Source organism: Microcoleus sp. Pol14D4, from assembly GCF_036701245.1.
GTDB lineage: Bacteria > Cyanobacteriota > Cyanobacteriia > Cyanobacteriales > Microcoleaceae > Microcoleus.
Genome location: NZ_JAUBQM010000003.1, coordinates 126,959 through 143,448, shown reverse-complemented (window position 1 = coordinate 143,448; position 16,490 = coordinate 126,959). Strand labels below are relative to the sequence as shown.

At 45.4% G+C, this 16,490-nt stretch carries 12 protein-coding genes and 1 tRNA gene; 7 read left to right on the top strand and 6 right to left on the bottom strand.

Translation table 11 applies throughout. The annotated features are described in order from the left end of the window. Positions 1–7: 7 nt before the first annotated feature. Positions 8–1,789, bottom strand: coding sequence for an AAA-like domain-containing protein (locus QUA33_RS02925; RefSeq protein WP_333146336.1), 1,782 nt, complete (start codon positions 1,787–1,789; stop codon positions 8–10). 175 nt (positions 1,790–1,964) lie between these two features. On the opposite strand from QUA33_RS02925, the gene QUA33_RS02920 reads away from it, so the two are divergent. The 6 genes from QUA33_RS02920 to QUA33_RS02895 all read left to right on the top strand — a co-directional run bounded on the left by QUA33_RS02920 (position 1,965) and on the right by QUA33_RS02895 (position 8,630). Beyond that, on the top strand, positions 1,965–2,510 hold the full coding sequence (locus QUA33_RS02920; protein ID WP_333146334.1) for an NfeD family protein: 546 nt from the start codon (positions 1,965–1,967) through the stop codon (positions 2,508–2,510). A gap of 123 nt (positions 2,511–2,633) precedes the next feature. After that, positions 2,634–3,194 carry an SPFH domain-containing protein gene (locus QUA33_RS02915; RefSeq protein WP_333146332.1) on the top strand — a complete coding sequence of 187 codons (561 nt, stop codon included), beginning with the start codon at positions 2,634–2,636 and terminating at the stop codon, positions 3,192–3,194. Positions 3,195–3,310: 116 nt separating this feature from the next. Further along, entirely contained in the window at positions 3,311–3,847 is a 537-nt protein-coding gene (locus QUA33_RS02910; protein ID WP_333146330.1) for a type IV pilin-like G/H family protein, read from the top strand. Positions 3,848–3,954: 107 nt separating this feature from the next. Beyond that, positions 3,955–4,482 carry a type IV pilin-like G/H family protein gene (locus QUA33_RS02905; RefSeq protein ID WP_333146329.1) on the top strand — a complete coding sequence of 176 codons (528 nt, stop codon included), beginning with the start codon at positions 3,955–3,957 and terminating at the stop codon, positions 4,480–4,482. Between the two features lie 10 nt (positions 4,483–4,492). Continuing rightward, positions 4,493–7,306, top strand: a complete 2,814-nt coding sequence (locus QUA33_RS02900; RefSeq protein ID WP_333146327.1) for an LpqB family beta-propeller domain-containing protein — start codon at positions 4,493–4,495, stop codon at positions 7,304–7,306. Between the two features lie 265 nt (positions 7,307–7,571). Next, positions 7,572–8,630 (top strand): potassium channel protein, encoded by a 1,059-nt coding sequence (locus QUA33_RS02895; protein WP_333146325.1) that lies wholly within the window; start codon positions 7,572–7,574, stop codon positions 8,628–8,630. 11 nt (positions 8,631–8,641) lie between these two features. Here QUA33_RS02895 and QUA33_RS02890 read toward each other — a convergent pair whose 3' ends face one another. From QUA33_RS02890 to pyk, 3 genes are all read right to left on the bottom strand, one after another. After that, positions 8,642–11,104, bottom strand: a complete 2,463-nt coding sequence (locus QUA33_RS02890) for a protein kinase domain-containing protein (RefSeq protein ID WP_333146323.1) — start codon at positions 11,102–11,104, stop codon at positions 8,642–8,644. A gap of 529 nt (positions 11,105–11,633) precedes the next feature. Beyond that, positions 11,634–11,705, bottom strand: a tRNA-Thr gene (locus tag QUA33_RS02885). Between the two features lie 94 nt (positions 11,706–11,799). Beyond that, positions 11,800–13,587 (bottom strand): pyruvate kinase, encoded by a 1,788-nt coding sequence (pyk, locus tag QUA33_RS02880; RefSeq protein WP_333146320.1) that lies wholly within the window; start codon positions 13,585–13,587, stop codon positions 11,800–11,802. A gap of 431 nt (positions 13,588–14,018) precedes the next feature. Between pyk and crtR the strand changes: the two genes are divergently transcribed. Beyond that, positions 14,019–14,909 carry a beta-carotene hydroxylase gene (crtR, locus tag QUA33_RS02875; protein ID WP_333094682.1) on the top strand — a complete coding sequence of 297 codons (891 nt, stop codon included), beginning with the start codon at positions 14,019–14,021 and terminating at the stop codon, positions 14,907–14,909. Between the two features lie 161 nt (positions 14,910–15,070). Here the strand turns inward: crtR and aroH are convergent, their stop codons facing one another. Both aroH and sppA read right to left on the bottom strand, forming a co-directional pair. After that, entirely contained in the window at positions 15,071–15,478 is a 408-nt protein-coding gene (gene aroH / locus QUA33_RS02870) for a chorismate mutase (protein WP_333072926.1), read from the bottom strand. A gap of 131 nt (positions 15,479–15,609) precedes the next feature. Beyond that, positions 15,610–16,428: a signal peptide peptidase SppA gene (gene sppA, locus QUA33_RS02865; RefSeq protein ID WP_333094683.1), complete on the bottom strand. Its 819-nt coding sequence runs from the start codon at positions 16,426–16,428 to the stop codon at positions 15,610–15,612. Positions 16,429–16,490 lie beyond the last annotated feature (62 nt).

Below are 16,490 nucleotides of genomic sequence, written 5' to 3'. Positions count from 1 at the left end.
ATAGGGATTATTTGCAGTCAAGGCGATCGCCAAAATACTCCTGATACAACCGACATCTCGGAATGCAATGATTTCCATCCAATTTCACCAACCCCATACTGTTTAATTTAAACCCCAATTCTGACCTCAATCTAACTGGCTGAGAAACACTAACAATCTCTCTCATCGCCTCCATTAATTCCGAATATTTCTCTAAATTCCATAAATGTCGCCGCAAATGATCGCTGTAAATTCCCGCTTCAGTTGCAGATTCTTTCACTAACCGATCTAAAGTCACATCTTGACGCGAAATATGATACATTCCTAGGCGCACTAAATAAGGATTTCCGCCCACTAACCCCATCAATTCGCCAACTTCATTCCCACTCCAATTCAATCCGTGCCGTTTAGCCAAATCTTGCACTTGCTGCGAATTAAACTCCGGCAAGTCTATCGGCAATCCCACATTAAAGGGTGATTTGTTCACGTCCAGCGGGATATAAACTTCCGTAGAATGCACCACAATCAAACGAAACTTTTTCCAAATATCTCGCCGTTTTGCTTCTTCGTGCAAAGCTCGCAATAACCCAAAAAAGTCGTCGGCAATTTCCGGCGATTCAAACAGGCGATCGCTCTCATCCAAGCCTAACGTCAGAGGTTTTGAGGATTCAGACAGCAAATACTGTTCAAAATAAGCCTTGCAGCACTGATTGCTGCCAATCAAATCGGCTAATTCCCAACACTTGGGCAACTGCTCCAGCATTCCTAACTCTTGACCGATGCTAGCACAAAACCACTGCAAAAATGTATCTGAATTAGCGAATATTTTCCGATTTGCTAGCTGAAAACTCAGCGCTACCGTGCGAGAACCTTGCTGTTCTGCATGATGCAAAATCCTCGCCATCAAAGAAGTTTTGCCCATTTGTCTGGGTGCTTTGATGCGGATTAGCGCTCCCGGTTGGGCGATCGTCTCGTAACAGCGGGATTCGATCGGAGGGCGATCGATATAAAAACGAGAAGCTATTTCAACTTGTCCTCCCGGCAATTCTGGCGGCGCTGCTGGCAGGGGTTGAATTATTGACTGTTTGGTGCTAGTAATTGCGTTCCATTCTACAGCTAATTCATGGTCGGCCGTTAACGATGTGCGACCTTCTTTGATAATGGTTAAAATTTGTGATAATAACTTAAATGAGTCGCCAACACCTCGCCACAGCCAGGGCTGAACTCCTGCTAAATAGCTCAGTAAATCAAAAGAAAGCGGTATATTTAATTCAAGTAAAATCGGTAAGATTGCGGGTTTGTGAGCCGTTAAATTGTGCAATTCTTTGGCTAGCTGCACTTGTTCCAATATCATTTCGCTAGCCGCCGATTCTTGGGAAATCAGCAACAGCAAATAATCGCAACGCTTTAAATATGAGGCTGAGTCGCTGCTGTTGTTAATAAAAAAGACTTCGTGGCCTCCCGCACTCAAAGCTTGGTGTAACTGCTGGGAAAGGGTTTTGTGTGAGGTCGATCGAGCGTTGGCTAAGCCCTCAAAGACGATCGCCACTTTGGCCCTCACCAGCACTACCTCCTCTGGCTCTGAATTCGCCTCAAAATCGGCTATATCGCGCCATTCCTGCCCCAATCCGCGACAAATTTCGATGAAATTGGCATAATCCACAGGTTTGCCATTCAAAAAATGGCTGACAGTAGATTGCGCCATCCCTAAATCCTCAGCCAAGATTTTCTGACTGGGAAAGCCATTTCTCAGGAGACAGGATTTAACTGCGCGAATGCACTCTTCGCGCACCCTTAGCGATCGTGGCATTGCTTATCACAATCAAAACACTGAAACCATCATAAATGCGAACCGTCCCTAAAGTCGATGAAAAGTCGATGAAAAGTCGATGATTTTTCCAATAACTCAGTCGCCAACTCAAATAGCCACCTGATTAGATGAGAAATAACAAGGTTGAATCCCATCACAACGAGGTAAAAGCATTGTGTATTCTATCCTAATTTGGTCGCTGGCCTCAGCCACTAATCAACCAGGTTTCGCCTTCACCCCGCCCCTATTATGGTTGCTGCTCGGAGTTGTGCTTAGTGCGATCGAGCTATTAATCATTAAAACTCAGCCCCAAAAATACAGATTTTACCTGCTAATGATGGGAGCTTCAGCTTTAATTGAATCCTTTATTTTGTGGAGAGGAGCTGTAGCATTTCAGTTTAGTTGGGCGAACATAATGTATGAAGATTTTGACTGGCAAATCTTCTACTGGATGGGGATAGCCCTCGCGCTGAGTATCTGGATTCGACCGATTTTCATTGTTCGCAAAAAGTTTGTCATTCCCGAAGCAACCGAAGCGACAACAATCTCCGAAATTTTCCCCGGAGAAACCGGAATGGTGATTTATGAAGGGGCTTCGTGGAAAGCTCGCAATGAAGATTCCCAAGGGGCGATCGCACCCCGACAAAAAGTTTATGTTTTGCGCCGCGAAGGAAACACGCTGATTGTTGTACCTGACAGATTAATTCACCTCAACGGCTAAATCTGAGTTAGCTCTTTTATGACTCGGCGATTGAAATCGCTTCTTGCCAAACAAATTCCGCCTTCGCGGACTAAGAAATTAGTATCAACTGTCAACTGTTAACTATTTACCAGGAGATTCATTATGTATCAGTATTTTTTGATGGTGTTGTTTGCAATTACCGGAGTATCTTTAGCCAGCAGCGTCAAAATCGTCCGTCAAGGAGATGAGGCTTTAGTTGAAATTTTCGGAAAGTACGATCGCAAGAAACTCGAACCTGGTTTGACTTTTTTAATTCCCTTCGTCGAAACAGTCGCCTATAAACAAACTCTGCGCGAGCAAATTTTAAACCTGCCACCGCAACAATGCACGACGCGCGATCGCGTTGCCGTCACCGTTGAATTTATTGTGTACTGGCGAATAATTGACTTAGAAAAAGCGTCTTACAAGGTGCAGAATCTCAAGGAAGCGATGTTAAATATGCTGATTCTTTCAATTCGGACTCACATTGCGACATTAGCTCTGGAGGAACTTTACACGGCTCGCAATGAAATCAATAATGCTTTAGTCGAGGAGTTGGATACAACGACAGATCCTTGGGGTGTGAAGTTTACCAGAGTGGAATTGCGCGATTTTGCGATCGGCAGTAAAGTGATTCAGCCCACATCCATTGACCGGAAAGAAGTACAAAAGCTGCGAGCTTAGAGATTAGTATTTCCTCCTTTTCCTCGTTACCAGGCTCTTCCTGGTAACGCATATACAGAGCCTCTGCTTCGCCGACTTTAATTCGCATTGTATATACCATTTAAGGAGACAATACCATGACTAAATATCAAAAATCAAGTATTAGCAATTCAGGTTATAAAGGTTGCGGATGCTTATTGCTTTTAATGGGCATTGGAGTAATTGGCGCTATCGCTCTGCCATCATTTCTGGGTGATAGCACGCACGATAAGTATATGACATCGTATATGACATTTCAAGCGCAAGAGTATGTTAGCTCAGTGAACCGAGGTCAGCAAGCATATTTTGCAGAAAAAAATGCTTTTTCCAGTTCTGTTAAGGCTTTGGGAATGGGCATTGAAACAGAGACAACACATTTCAAGTATTCAATTCGTGCCACTAAGAAAGCAGCATTTAATTATGCAGTAGCAAAGGGCAACAACTCCAAAAGTTATGTCGGTGGTGTTTTTCTTGTGCCTGCTAAAAACTTTGAGCCAAATGCTGCTAAAGAGGAAAGAACTACAACATCCATATTGTGCCAAGCTGATTCTCCCGGTACAATTAAACCAGCGGAACCCACCTATGAAAATGGTAAAATTGCTTGTAGCAAAGGCACAAAAAAATGGTCCCAATAATCTAAGTAGACGCAATATAATGACGATCGATTACTAATATCAAATCGACATTCAATTGATATTTGCCGGACTAAAGTCTTTACTACAAACAGAGAGGATACAAAACTATGAGTAAACATAGTTCTAAATCAGCTAGCATTGAATCTAATGGTTGTCGATGGTTAGTGAGTTTAATCGTGATGGGAGTATTAGCTTCGGTAGTTGTGCCATCCTTTCAGGTTAGGGTTAGGATCAACAAGCAATGGGAACCCAGAGATTATATTAGCTTAATCAACAAACGTCAGCAAGCCTATTTTGCAGAAAAAAGTGTTTTTAGCGCTTCTGTTAAGGCTTTAAGAATTCGCATTATTAAAACCGAGACAGAAAATTACAAATATTCCCACCATACAACAAAAAAAGCAACATTTAATTATGGAGTCTCAAAGCATAAAGATCTTAAAAGCTTTGTCGGTGGGGTTTTTGTAATTCCTGCTCCACAAGTTGAGTCAAATGCTTCTAAAAATCAAATAACGACCACATCTATATTGTGCGGATCTTATTCTGCTGGTACAATTAAACCACCAGAACCAACTTATCAAAATGGTAAAATTGCTTGTGCTACAGGCACCATGCAAATGCCACAAACTTATGACTAGAGGCTAGATCATGACAGTCGATTACCAATATCAAATCGGCGGCAGTCTCCCCCAAAATGCACCTACTTATGTAGTGCGACAAGCTGACTCAGAACTTTATCAAGCCCTCAAAGCCGGAGAGTTTTGTTACGTCCTCAATTCCCGACAAATGGGCAAATCCAGTTTGCTGGTGCGAACTGTACAAAAGCTCTCCGCTGATGGCATTGCCTGTGCTACGATCGACCTTTCGGACATTGGCAACCAGCAAGTCTCTCTAGATAAGTGGTACGGCGGCGTCGCTTACAAGCTATTGTGCAGTTTCAACCTGTTTAACCCAGTCGAGTTTATGACTTGGTGGCGGGAGAGAGAGTTGATGCCCCCGGTGCAGCGCTTAGGAGAGTTAATTGAAGAGTTGCTGCTGGTTAAAATTTCTCAAAACCTGGTCATTTTTATTGATGAAATTGATAGCGTTCTGAGTTTCCAAGAACCGCTAGATGATTTTTTTGCATTAATTAGATGTTGCTACAATAAACGCGCTCACAATTCAGAATACCAGCGCATTACATTTGCTTTGCTGGGAGTAGCTACGCCATCTGATTTAATTAGCGATGCAACTCGCACGCCCTTTAATATCGGCTTGGCTATTGAATTGAACGGTTTTAACTTACAGGAAGCTCTGCCTTTAGCCAAGGGATTTGAGGGAAAAGTAGACAATCCTCAAGAGGTTTTAAAAGAGATTTTGGATTGGACTGGAGGGCAGCCATTTCTGACTCAAAAGCTTTGCAAGCTGATTTTGCACAATATAAAAAGCTTAGCATCGGCTTCTATTATATCAGACTCAACGGATGAAAGCAAAACTGAAACTTTTACTACAAATCAATTATTAATTAGCGAGATAGTGCAATCTCGTATTATTGATAATTGGGAATCATCCGATGAACCTGTACACATCAAAACAATTCGCGATCGCCTTCTCAGAAGTCAGCACCGCGCCAGTAGGTTATTAGGACTATATCAAAAAATATTGCCACTTTCAGAACCCCCCGATTGTAGGGGCGGTGCCCCCGTGCCCGCCCTGGCAGGGGGGATCTGCGCCGATGATACTCCCGAACAAACTGAATTGCGGTTGAGCGGGTTAGTAGTAAAACGAGCCGGCAAATTAACCGTATCCAACCGCATTTACGCAGCTATATTCAACCATAACTGGGTAGAAAAAGCACTCGGCGACTTACGCCCCTATGCTGAATCCCTAACAGCATGGATAGCTACAAATTGTCAAGACGAATCTCGCTTGTTGCGCGGTCAAGCACTGGAAGATGCGCGACAGTGGGCGGCAAATAAAAGCTTGAGCACCCAAGATTATCAATTTTTAGGTGCGAGTCAAGAAGCGGAATTTGCCAAATTTCGCTATCAAGAAAAACAGCATCAAGCTGAAATAGAACAACTGCGTCGCGAAAAAAAGTTACTACAGGAACTAAGCGAAGCACAAAACCAGAAAAAAGCGATTGCAGTTAAACTTTGGCGGGAGCAACAACTGAGAGTGCAAACAGTTACAGGAGCCGCAGCCATATTAATATCAATCCTGATAGTAGCTTTTTGGGTAAAACCGTCCATCGAAGAAAGAAACAACAAAATTCTCACTCTCAGTTTGCTATCAGAAACGCTATTTGCTGCAGATAAAAAAGAGGAAGCTCTGCTAGAAAGCATCAGAGCTGTTACAGAAATGAAACGATCGCTCGGAGTCAGCTCAGATATTCAGATGCGAGTGGCGATCGCCCTCGAACAGGCAGTTTACAACTTTCGGGAACGCCGCCACTTGCAGACTCAAGCCAGTACCCTTGCTTTCGCGAGTTTCAGTCCCGACAGTCAAACGATTGTGACTGCTACGGATGATAATTATATCAAACTTTGGCAAACTAATGGAACTTTGCAAGCAACATTAACAGGGCATACGGATAAAATTATCAGGGCCATCTTCAATCCTAGCAGTCAGATTATTGTCTCAGCAAGCGACGACCAAACTGTAAAAATTTGGCAAAAGAATGGCAAATTGATCCACAATTTAAAAGGACATAGCGCTCAAATAACAAGCCTGTCTTTGAGTCCAGATGGTAATATTATTGCTTCTACCAGTGCCGATGGCACTGTTAAACTCTGGAAAATCAGCGGTGAAGAATTGGCAACTTTTCAAGTGGAGCGAGGTTGGATAACCAGCGCGAGTTTTAGCCCAGACGGTCAGATAATTGCTGCGGCTGGTACTGATGGCACTGTTAAACTTTGGAGCTTGAGAAAGGTTACGGAAAAGTTGCAAAAACAGCAGTCAATCGAAGCCAGCACTGATATCAAATTGCTCCGAACTTTACAGATGGAAAGTGATAAAATTATGAGTGTAACTTTCAGTCCCGATGGAGCAATGCTGGCGGCTGCAAGTGCTGGAGGAACTGCGAGAATTTGGAGCAAAGAAGGCACACCGCTAAGTATTTTAAAGCATACAACTGGAGTGACAAATATCAGCTTTAGTCCCGACAGTCAAATGTTGCTATCTGCAAGCACAGACAAAATGCTGAGGTTGTGGAACGTTGACGGTACATTGCTCAAAACTTTAAAAGGTAACAAGGATGCTGTGTGGAGTGCGAGTTTTAGTCCAGACGGCAAAGCGATCGCTAGTGCTAGTGCTGACGGTACGGTGATGCTGTGGAATTTTAATCTTGACGATTTATTGCAGCAGGGTTGTAATGGAGTCCGCAATTATTTGCAGACAAATCCGATCGCAAATCAAAACAATCGCCACCTCTGCGATGGGATTGGAACTCAGTCGGAACTCACGCAAAAAAAACCGGGTTAAGAGTCAAAATGTTGAGTTTGGCAGCAAAGTATCTAGGCAGAAACTGGCTTTTTGACCACGAATTTCTTGAGGGTACCCGCCACGTGATTTATCCGTAGAATCAATCGAAAATCGAAAATCGAAAATCAGAAGAGCCCCCGCATTTATCCCTGGGGTCAATCTAAAATCTAAAATCTAAAATCTAAAATCGATTGACCGCCCCTGCGTCTAGGGCTGATATGGTTTAATTTGGTAGCAGCTAATAGGTAATAGGTCAGCCCGATCGGTGTATTCAACTCTAGAGCAAAAGTACCAGCGCCTGCAAAAAGACTTAACAGGCGGAGTCATCGCCCTGGGCGGCATTTTCTGCACGGGTACTCTTTGGTATTGGCAGGTGGAAAAATGGTCTTTGCTAGATGCCGCTTACATGACAGTATTTACCCTAGCAACTGTGGGCTACGGTGAACTTCAGCCCCTCGGCCAACGCGGCCGAATGTTTACCATATGCCTGATTTTGATGGGGGTGATTGTGATTGGTTTCATCGTCAACCGCTTTACAGAAGCGCTGATTGAAGGATATTTTCAAGAAGGAGCAAGAATTAGGCAGCAGCGGCGATTGGTAGATTCTTTGATCGGGCATTACATTCTCTGCGGTTTTGGGCGCACTGGCCGCCAAATTGCCTTGGAATTTCAGGCCGAATATATCTCTTTTGTGGTGATAGATTCGGCGGTACAGTCGGTTGAGGCTGCTTTGGCGCTGGGGTACACGGCTGTCCAAGGAGACGCGACTCTGGACGAAATTTTGCTGAGTGTGGGGATCGATCGCGCAATTTGCATAGTAGCAGCTTTGCCTTCGGACGCCGAGAATTTATACACTGTCATGTCAGCGAAAACTCTGAATCCGAAGGTACGGGCGATCGCCCGCGCCACCACAGAAGAAGCCGTAAAGAAGTTGCAGCGGGGCGGCGCCGATGCCGTCGTATCCCCCTACATCACCGGCGGAAAGCGGATGGCGGCGGCAGCTTTGCGGCCTCAAGTTATGGATTTTTTAGACGGTGTTTTGACCGGCACCGATAGTTCTTTTTACATGGAAGAATTTCTGGTCGATCCCAATAGTTGTGTCTACGTCGGGGAAACTTTGAGAAATGCCAAGTTGCGATCGCAATCGGGGGCCTTGGTTTTAGCGGTGCGGCGCGCTGGCGGGACTTTGATTGTCGGGCCTACCGGAGAAACTGCGATCGAAGGAGGAGATATGCTGATTTGTTTGGGCACCGCCGAACAACTGCGAACTCTCAATCAAATCCTCAGTCCCCTGAGTTTTCGCCTCCCCCGACCTCCCAAGTAGAAGTAGTACGATCAATCGCAATTTAAACCCGCCGCTGCTGCTGTCGGAAATTCGATCGGCACAAAAGTCACCCCAAACTGCTCCTGAGAACACTTGACAATATGCACTAATATCGGACTAAAATTTTTGCGCGAGCCCGTTTTGTCAAACTGAATTGTTCCGGTGGCTCCGGTGACGCTAAAATCTGGATTGGCAATAGTTTTTTGCATCCCTTCGCGGCTGGGTTGCTGCTGCTCTTCTATGGCTTGAATCAGCGTCTTAGTCGCATCGTAGGTTAATGCAGTTCGGTGACTGACATTTCCTTCCCAAAGCTTGCGAGTATCCTCAAGGAATTTGCGGTCGGGAGAGTTTAAATGATGCCAAGAAACTGCGACCGCCATTTTCTCAAAAGACGGTAACTTAGCAGCAGCTTCTAAGGTGTTTTGACTGTATATTCCCCCGGTTCCGACTACCCAATTGCGGTCTTGATTGGCTTGGAAAAGTGCCATCGCATTCTTGATGGCGATCGGGCCGTGACTCGGACTTAAAACGATCGTTGTTTTCTCTGTTTGCCTGACTTCTTGTATGGCTTTTTTAACATCAAAATCGCTTTTTGACAGATCGAATTCGGTGATTTTTGCAATATTTCCTCCCCGTTCTCTAAACTGTTTTCTGAATTCTTCCCAAAAAGAGGAAGTTGATTCGCTGCTGGTGCTGTAGAAACCCGCTGCTGTGGTTTGACCTTTTTTTTCAATCAGATATTTCACGAATACTTCAACACTAACTTTAGTCCGAGGCACAGTCCTAAAGAAAAATTTTCGGGGTTTTTCTGTGGCTGCTTCCGTCGTACTGCCGGGGGAAATTAATACTAAATGATTTTGGTTGTAAATATCGACTGTATGGGCTGTCATTGCGTTAGTGTAGTGACCGATCGCGCCCAAAACACCGCCCAGTTTGACTAGGGAATTAGCGCGGGCGATCGACTCTTCTTTTAGATTGGCATCGTCAGCAATTATGACTTGTAAACCTTTTCCTTTAATAGCTTGATTTTCTTGAAAGTCTAAACCGTTTAGGTTGCGATCTATCTCTGAATTGAATAATTTTAAATTAACTTCCGTTTGCGCTTGAGCAACCCCCCGCAAGATTTCTTTAGGCAAGTCGAGCTCGGCTGTACCTTGTGCGTTTTTGCGAACGGGAACGATTACGGCGAGCGTGTAATAATCTGCTTTTTTAGCCTTTAATAAGGCATTATTCATGTAAATTAAAGTTTCGGGATCTTTGCGTTCTTCTTCACGCCACGACCTTTTAAAGTAATTAAATGCTTCCCGATAGTTGGATTTTGCAAATTCATTAACTCCTGCTTGCTTTAATCGAGGAGTTGAGGATTTTAGGAGAGATTCTTCGCCGCAGCTTAAACCATCACCTTGCACTAAAAGACAAGTTTTTGGGGTAAGAATGTTGTGGATAAAAAGGGCGATCGCAATTCCAGCCATAATTCCTGCAATTCCCAGCAGTCGGCGAAAGTGCGATCGAGAAAATCCAGAAAATCGATTGCGTTTCGGCGATGGCGATTGAGGTACGATTGAATGATTATCTTGCAACTGTTGCGGTACATTCAAATTCTGTGACAGTGGGGGCGGCGGGTGTAAGGTTGCGATCGAATTCAAAGCCTGCAAAACATCAGCAACAGATTGGTAGCGATCGGGGAAGTTGTAGCGCACCATTCTGTTTAAAATCGTTTCCATGCCGGCGCTAATCTGTACCATAGGGCGATCGTGAGTCGAGTAGCGCCAAACGATATCGCCCAGATGGGAATCTGTCAAGAAATCTTGAGCAGGACACAAGCCCGTGAGGCCTTCAATAGCGACAATACCTACAGAGTAAATATCGCTACAAAATTGAGGATTGCCAGCCAATTGTTCGGCAGGTGCGTATCCTCGCGTATAAATAGTTCGACTGATAGTCTCTCCCGAACCAGTTCGTTCTAAGGAACTGATTTCTTTGACCGCACCAAAATCAATCAGAACTATTTGTCGATCGCAATCGCGCCGAATTAAGTTAGAAGGAGTGATATCGCGGTGAATGACATTGTGTTCGTGAACAAAAGCGATAACTGGCAAGATATCCTGCAAAAATTCAACTACTTGCTCTTGAGTCCATTGAGTATTTGGAGCGAATTCTTGCCTCAGCGGATGTCCTTCAATGTATTCTTGAATTAAATAAAAATTGTCATTTTCTTGAAAGCTATCGAATAACTGTGGAATGCGCGAATGTCCGCCCAATCGGCGCAAAGCGCGAACTTCTCTTTCCAATCGCTGCTGTGCTTCTGGCAAGAGTTGCGGATCGCTTGGCTGCCTAATTTCCTTAACAACGCACAGGCGGTTATCCGGTATGTCTAAATCCCTAGCTGTATATGTCCTCGCAAACCCTCCCCGACCTAATTCACTGACAATTTGGTAACGTTGGCGCAGGATATCTCCTGGTTGCAGGCACATAGATTTTTCGCTATTTTTTTAACTGTCTGCGCTCTTCAAGGTTAATTTTACCGCATTTTTACAGCGAGTTCTGTTAAGTTTCTGTTAAGTTTTAGAAACACTAGCGATCGGCAAAGTAATTACAAATTGTGTTCCCTTTCCTCTTTAGCAATTTACCTCAATTGAGACTTGATTTTTGGCAACAATTTGACAAGCAATAGCCAGCCTCTATCTGGTATTTTTGCCATCGACAAAAGCCGCAATGCCATAGGTTTGCAGCATCGGACTTCAGTCCTTATTAAAATCCGAGGACTTTACTCCTGACTAAAAACCATAAAAATTGGTAATCAAATAGCTTCGTAGTCAATAGTTCAGTCCTCCTTAAAATCCGCGATGAAATAGGTTCCTAGTGAGGACTTCAGTCCTCCTTAAAATCCGAGGACTTGCATTCCTCACTAAAATAGGCAAACCATAGACAAGTCATGGAAAAAACAAAGGTTCTACAGCATTAATAAGCTATAGAACCCTTGAAAATATGTGTTTTATTGCAAGCCGATGGTGGGATTTGAACCCACGACCGTTCGATTACGAATCGAATACTCTACCCCTGAGCTACATCGGCACAGACAATTTTGAATTATAGCACAGCCTAAATGAAAAAAGCAAGGAGTTGTAGAATTTAATTCAAAACTCCACAACTCCTAGCTCACCAACAGTTAAACGGTCACTTCCGCGTCAGTTGAGCCGCCTCTGGCCCCGGAATAAACTAAACCCCGCTGCATATCCAGCGTCAGCATAGTTCCGTCCCGAATTACCCGCGTGGCATTCTTTACGCCCACCATCACCGGCACGCCCAAGCGCAAACCGATAATCGCGGCGTGAGAAGTCAAACTGTCCTCCTCCGTCACCACACCGGCTGCTTTCCGAATCATCTCCACAAAAGCGACGCTGGTGTGTTCCACTACCAAAATTTCTCCAGGGTGGAAATTTCCTACATCCGCCGCAGTGCGAGCAACCCTGGCCATGCCACTCACCGATCCCAAACCGACACCGGTGCCTTTGCCTAAAACTGCTGTCACTACCTCAACTTTGATCAAATCCGTCGATCCGGCAACCCCTTGCAGAGTACCGGCGGTCATCACCACTAAATCTCCGTCGCACACTAACTCTTTTTCCTGGGCGACTGTCATGGCAGAGTGAAATGTCTGGCCGGTGGAGGGCAAATCCAACACCAGCAAGGGTTTGACTCCCCATACCAATTGCAGTTGTCGGGCTACGTCTACGTGAGGAGTAACTGCCAAAATGGGAGTTTTGGGTCGGAACTTCGAGACATTTCGGGCTGTGGCGCCGGTTTTGGTCAGCGTCATGATGGCTGCGGCGTTCAATTGTTCGGAGATTTGGCTGACTGCTTGGCTGATACCGTTGGGGATCGATCGACCAATATCTTCTACATTCCTAATATTCCGTTTAATTCCTTCCCTCTCCATCCGCACCGCAATTCTCGCCATCGTCGCCACCGCTTCGACGGGGAACTTGCCGACAGCAGTTTCATTCGAGAGCATCACCGCATCAGTTCCGTCCAGAATCGCGTTGGCCACGTCGGAAATCTCGGCGCGGGTGGGACGGGGATTGTTGACCATGCTGTCGAGCATCTGGGTAGCGGTAATTACCGGAATACCCAGGCGGTTGGAGGTAGCAATCAGGCGCTTTTGCAAAATCGGCACGTCTTCGGCGGGCAGTTCCACTCCCAAATCGCCGCGGGCGACCATCACGCCGTTGCAAAGGGTGAGAATTTCCTCCATTTGTTCGATCGCCTCGTGCTTTTCGATCTTGGCAATCACCGGTACTTGCTTGCCCGCACTGGCAATGAGCTCTTTAATTTCGAGCACGTCTTGGGGATTTCGCACAAAGCTCAGGGCCACCCAATCCACACCTTGGTCGAGGCCGAACATTAAATCTTTGCGGTCTTTATCAGTCAGCGCCTTAATTGACAGGTAAACTCCCGGAAAATTCACGCCTTTGTTGTTGGAAAGCGGCCCGCCGACGACGACGCGGCAGTACAATTCCCGCGCTGCGCGGTCTACTTTTTCCACCAGCATTTCCACTTTGCCGTCGTCGAGCAGAATCACTGCTCCCTCTGGAACTTCGTCTGCTAGGGGGTCGTAGGTGACGGAAGAAATGAGTTCGGTGCCGGGAACCGGGCGGCTGGTTAAAATAAAAGGATCGCCGTTTTTGACCACTATAGAGCCTGTCTCAAAGCGCCCTAAACGAATTTTCGGACCTTGGAGGTCTTGGAGGATGGCAACCGGCTGGTTGAGTTCAAAGGACGTTTGCCGGATTAAGCGAATGCTGCGCTGGTGGTCTTCTTCTGTTCCGTGGGAAAAGTTGAGTCGCAAAGTTGTGGCACCGGCTTCTATGAGCTGGCGCAGCACTTGTGGGTCCGAAGTTGCTGGGCCAATGGTGGCGACGATTTTAGTCCGGCGTAGGGCTTTTGGCAATTGCATCAGCGGTGTTCTGGGGAGGCAGGTGGATTTCTTGTTTAAATTTCGGCTAACGTTTCATCTTTCACTACAAGCAATGACGCTAGTCTCAAGTCTTAAAAATTTTGATAGTCGTCAAAAAAGCAGGTATTGAACAATATATAGAATATCTGACTTTTTACCCATCGGTAATCTTTTCTCGGGCAGCGCGCTTTTTTGCAAATTTATCTGCTCTCAGGCTTGACATAAATACAAAGATACCCATTGATTTTATTGGGTCTGCAGAGTTCTTTTGGCTAATCTAGCACTGGTATCCTTGCACAACAGCAATACTTTCCTGGTTGTGCAGAGGCTAGTTTCTGGCGATCGAACTCTGTTCTTTCATAAAACTTTACTATTGTCCGGCTTGTATCTTATACTACGCAAGAGTGAAATATTAAGGAGTCTTAACAAAGATGTCGGAGGCAGGACGGCCGCTGACAGTGCCGAAAGAGTTTCTGAGTCCTCCCGGTGACTTTAATCCGACACTGCTGCTGTTTTTGAGTGCAGTAGCGATTATCGTGATTTCTAACTTGGGTTTCTGGTGTTGGGGATGGCCGCAGTGGTGCTGTTTTTCGCTGAATGTGTTGGCGTTGCACATGGCCGGAACTGTGATTCACGATGCGTCTCATAATGCAGCCCATCGCGATCGCACAGTTAATGCTATTTTGGGACACGGTAGCGCGCTGATGTTGGGTTTTGCTTTCCCGGTGTTTACGCGGGTACATATGCAGCATCACGCCCACGTCAATGACCCAGATAACGATCCAGACCATTATGTTTCGACCGGCGGGCCTTTGTGGTTGATTGCTGCGAGGTTTTTTTACCACGAGATTTTCTTTTTTAAGCGCAAACTGTGGCGGAAATACGAATTATTGGAATGGTTCCTCAGCCGTTTGTTTGTGATCGCGATCGTGTATATCTCGATTCAATACGGTCATTTAGATTACGTGCTGAATTTTTGGTTTTCTCCGGCTTTGGTGGTGGGGTTGGCCTTGGGGTTGTTTTTTGATTATTTGCCGCACCGTCCGTTTCACGATCGCGATCGCTGGAAAAATGCCAGAGTATATCCGAGTCCTATTCTGAATATCTTAATTTTGGGGCAGAATTATCATCTGATCCATCACTTGTGGCCTTCAATTCCTTGGTACAATTACAAGCCTGCTTACGAAGCTGTGAAGCCGCTGCTAGATGAAAAGGGTTCTCCTCAAACTTTGGGAATATTGGAAGGGAAAAAGGACTTTTGGAGTTTTATATATGACATTTTTTTAGGGATTAGGTTGCATCACAAAAAAGCGTCTGATTGACAAAAAACCCGGCTTCTCAAAGAAACCGGGTTTTTTTATAATAAAACCTTTTAACCGTATATCCCCAGGGCAGGTTTTGTACTGTATCAAATGCCGTAAAAAATAAACCCACCTGTAATGGTGAGTTAACTGTTAAATCAATCCCAAAGTGAATCTATTATTTATTTTTCCCCAGCCACCGCCACCGCTAAATTCCTATCGGGACGCAAATTTTGAGCTCCCCGCAAATAAGGATGATAAATTTCAGTATGTGCCGGCCAATTGACGTGAATTAAAAACCGAATGCAGCGTTCCAAAGCACCCTCAACGTGCATTTGCTGTACGTCCAACAAAGGAACATTGCACCAGTGAGAACGTTCGCGGGCGATCGCGGCCGGAAACACAGCATCTAAATCGCGAGTAGCAGAAAACGTAGCACTAATAATTAATTCTGGATTTATATCATTTTTTGCTTCTAATTCATCTAACAATTCTCTCACCGCTTCTCGAATTGCTGCCACCGAATTCTCGCTAGCAGTAGTTGCCCCACGAATCCCCCGCACTTGCCACTCCACGCAAATTTCCTCCATTTTAGTCAGTTGTCAGTTGTCAGTTGTCAGTTGTCAGTTGCTAGTTGTCAGTTGCTAGTTGCAATTACCTATTACTAATTACCAATTACCACTGCCAACTAACTACTGCCAAGTGCCAACTGACTATTTAATCACGGGCGATACATCCACAGCGGCAAACCGCTAGTAGAAAGCTCGAATTCCAGCAAATTATTGTAAGCTGAAAGCCCAGATATATCCAGACTACTCCCCAAGACGCGATTTAGGAAAGGTTTTTGTTTTTCTAGCGTGCAAGACTCGGTTTTTTCCGGGTCGAGGCCTGCGAGTTCGGCGGCAAGGCGGCGAGCGTCCTCTTCTGTTCCCAGCCGATCGACCAAACCCAATTCTAAGGCTTGCTGACCGGTAAAAACGCGACCGTCGGCAAAACTTTTGACTTTTTCAACAGCCAATTTCCGGGCTTCAGCAACGGTTTCCACGAATTGCTGGTAGCTGGTGTCGATCAAGTCTTGCAAAATTTGCTGTTCAGGATCTGTCAATTCGCGATCGAATGCCAAGATATCTTTATACGGCCCCGATTTAATCACCTGAAAAGAAACGCCTACTTTTTCTAACAGCCGTTCTAAATTGTTACCCCGGATAATCACGCCAATGCTGCCGGTAATTGTACCGGGATTAGCAACGATATGCTCGGCTCCCATGCCGATGTAAACTCCGCCAGAAGCTGAAATATTGCCAAAACTGGCAACAATTTTGACTTTTTCGCGCAGACGCTTGAGTGCGCTGTAAATTTCCTGGGAGTCGCCGACAGTGCCGCCGGGGCTGTCTATCCGCAGCAGCAAGGCGGGAAATTTTCGTTCTTCAACGGTTTTGAGAGCTTCTAGGACTCGTTTACGGGTTTCTCCGGCAATGGCTCCGGTGATTTCGATACGGGCGATTTGTTTGCGGTAGCGGGGCTTGAATGGCCAAATCATGGGCAGTTTTCGGGCAATGTTACGGATTTTTGTAGCTAACTCTTATAGTGTGACTCATCCGA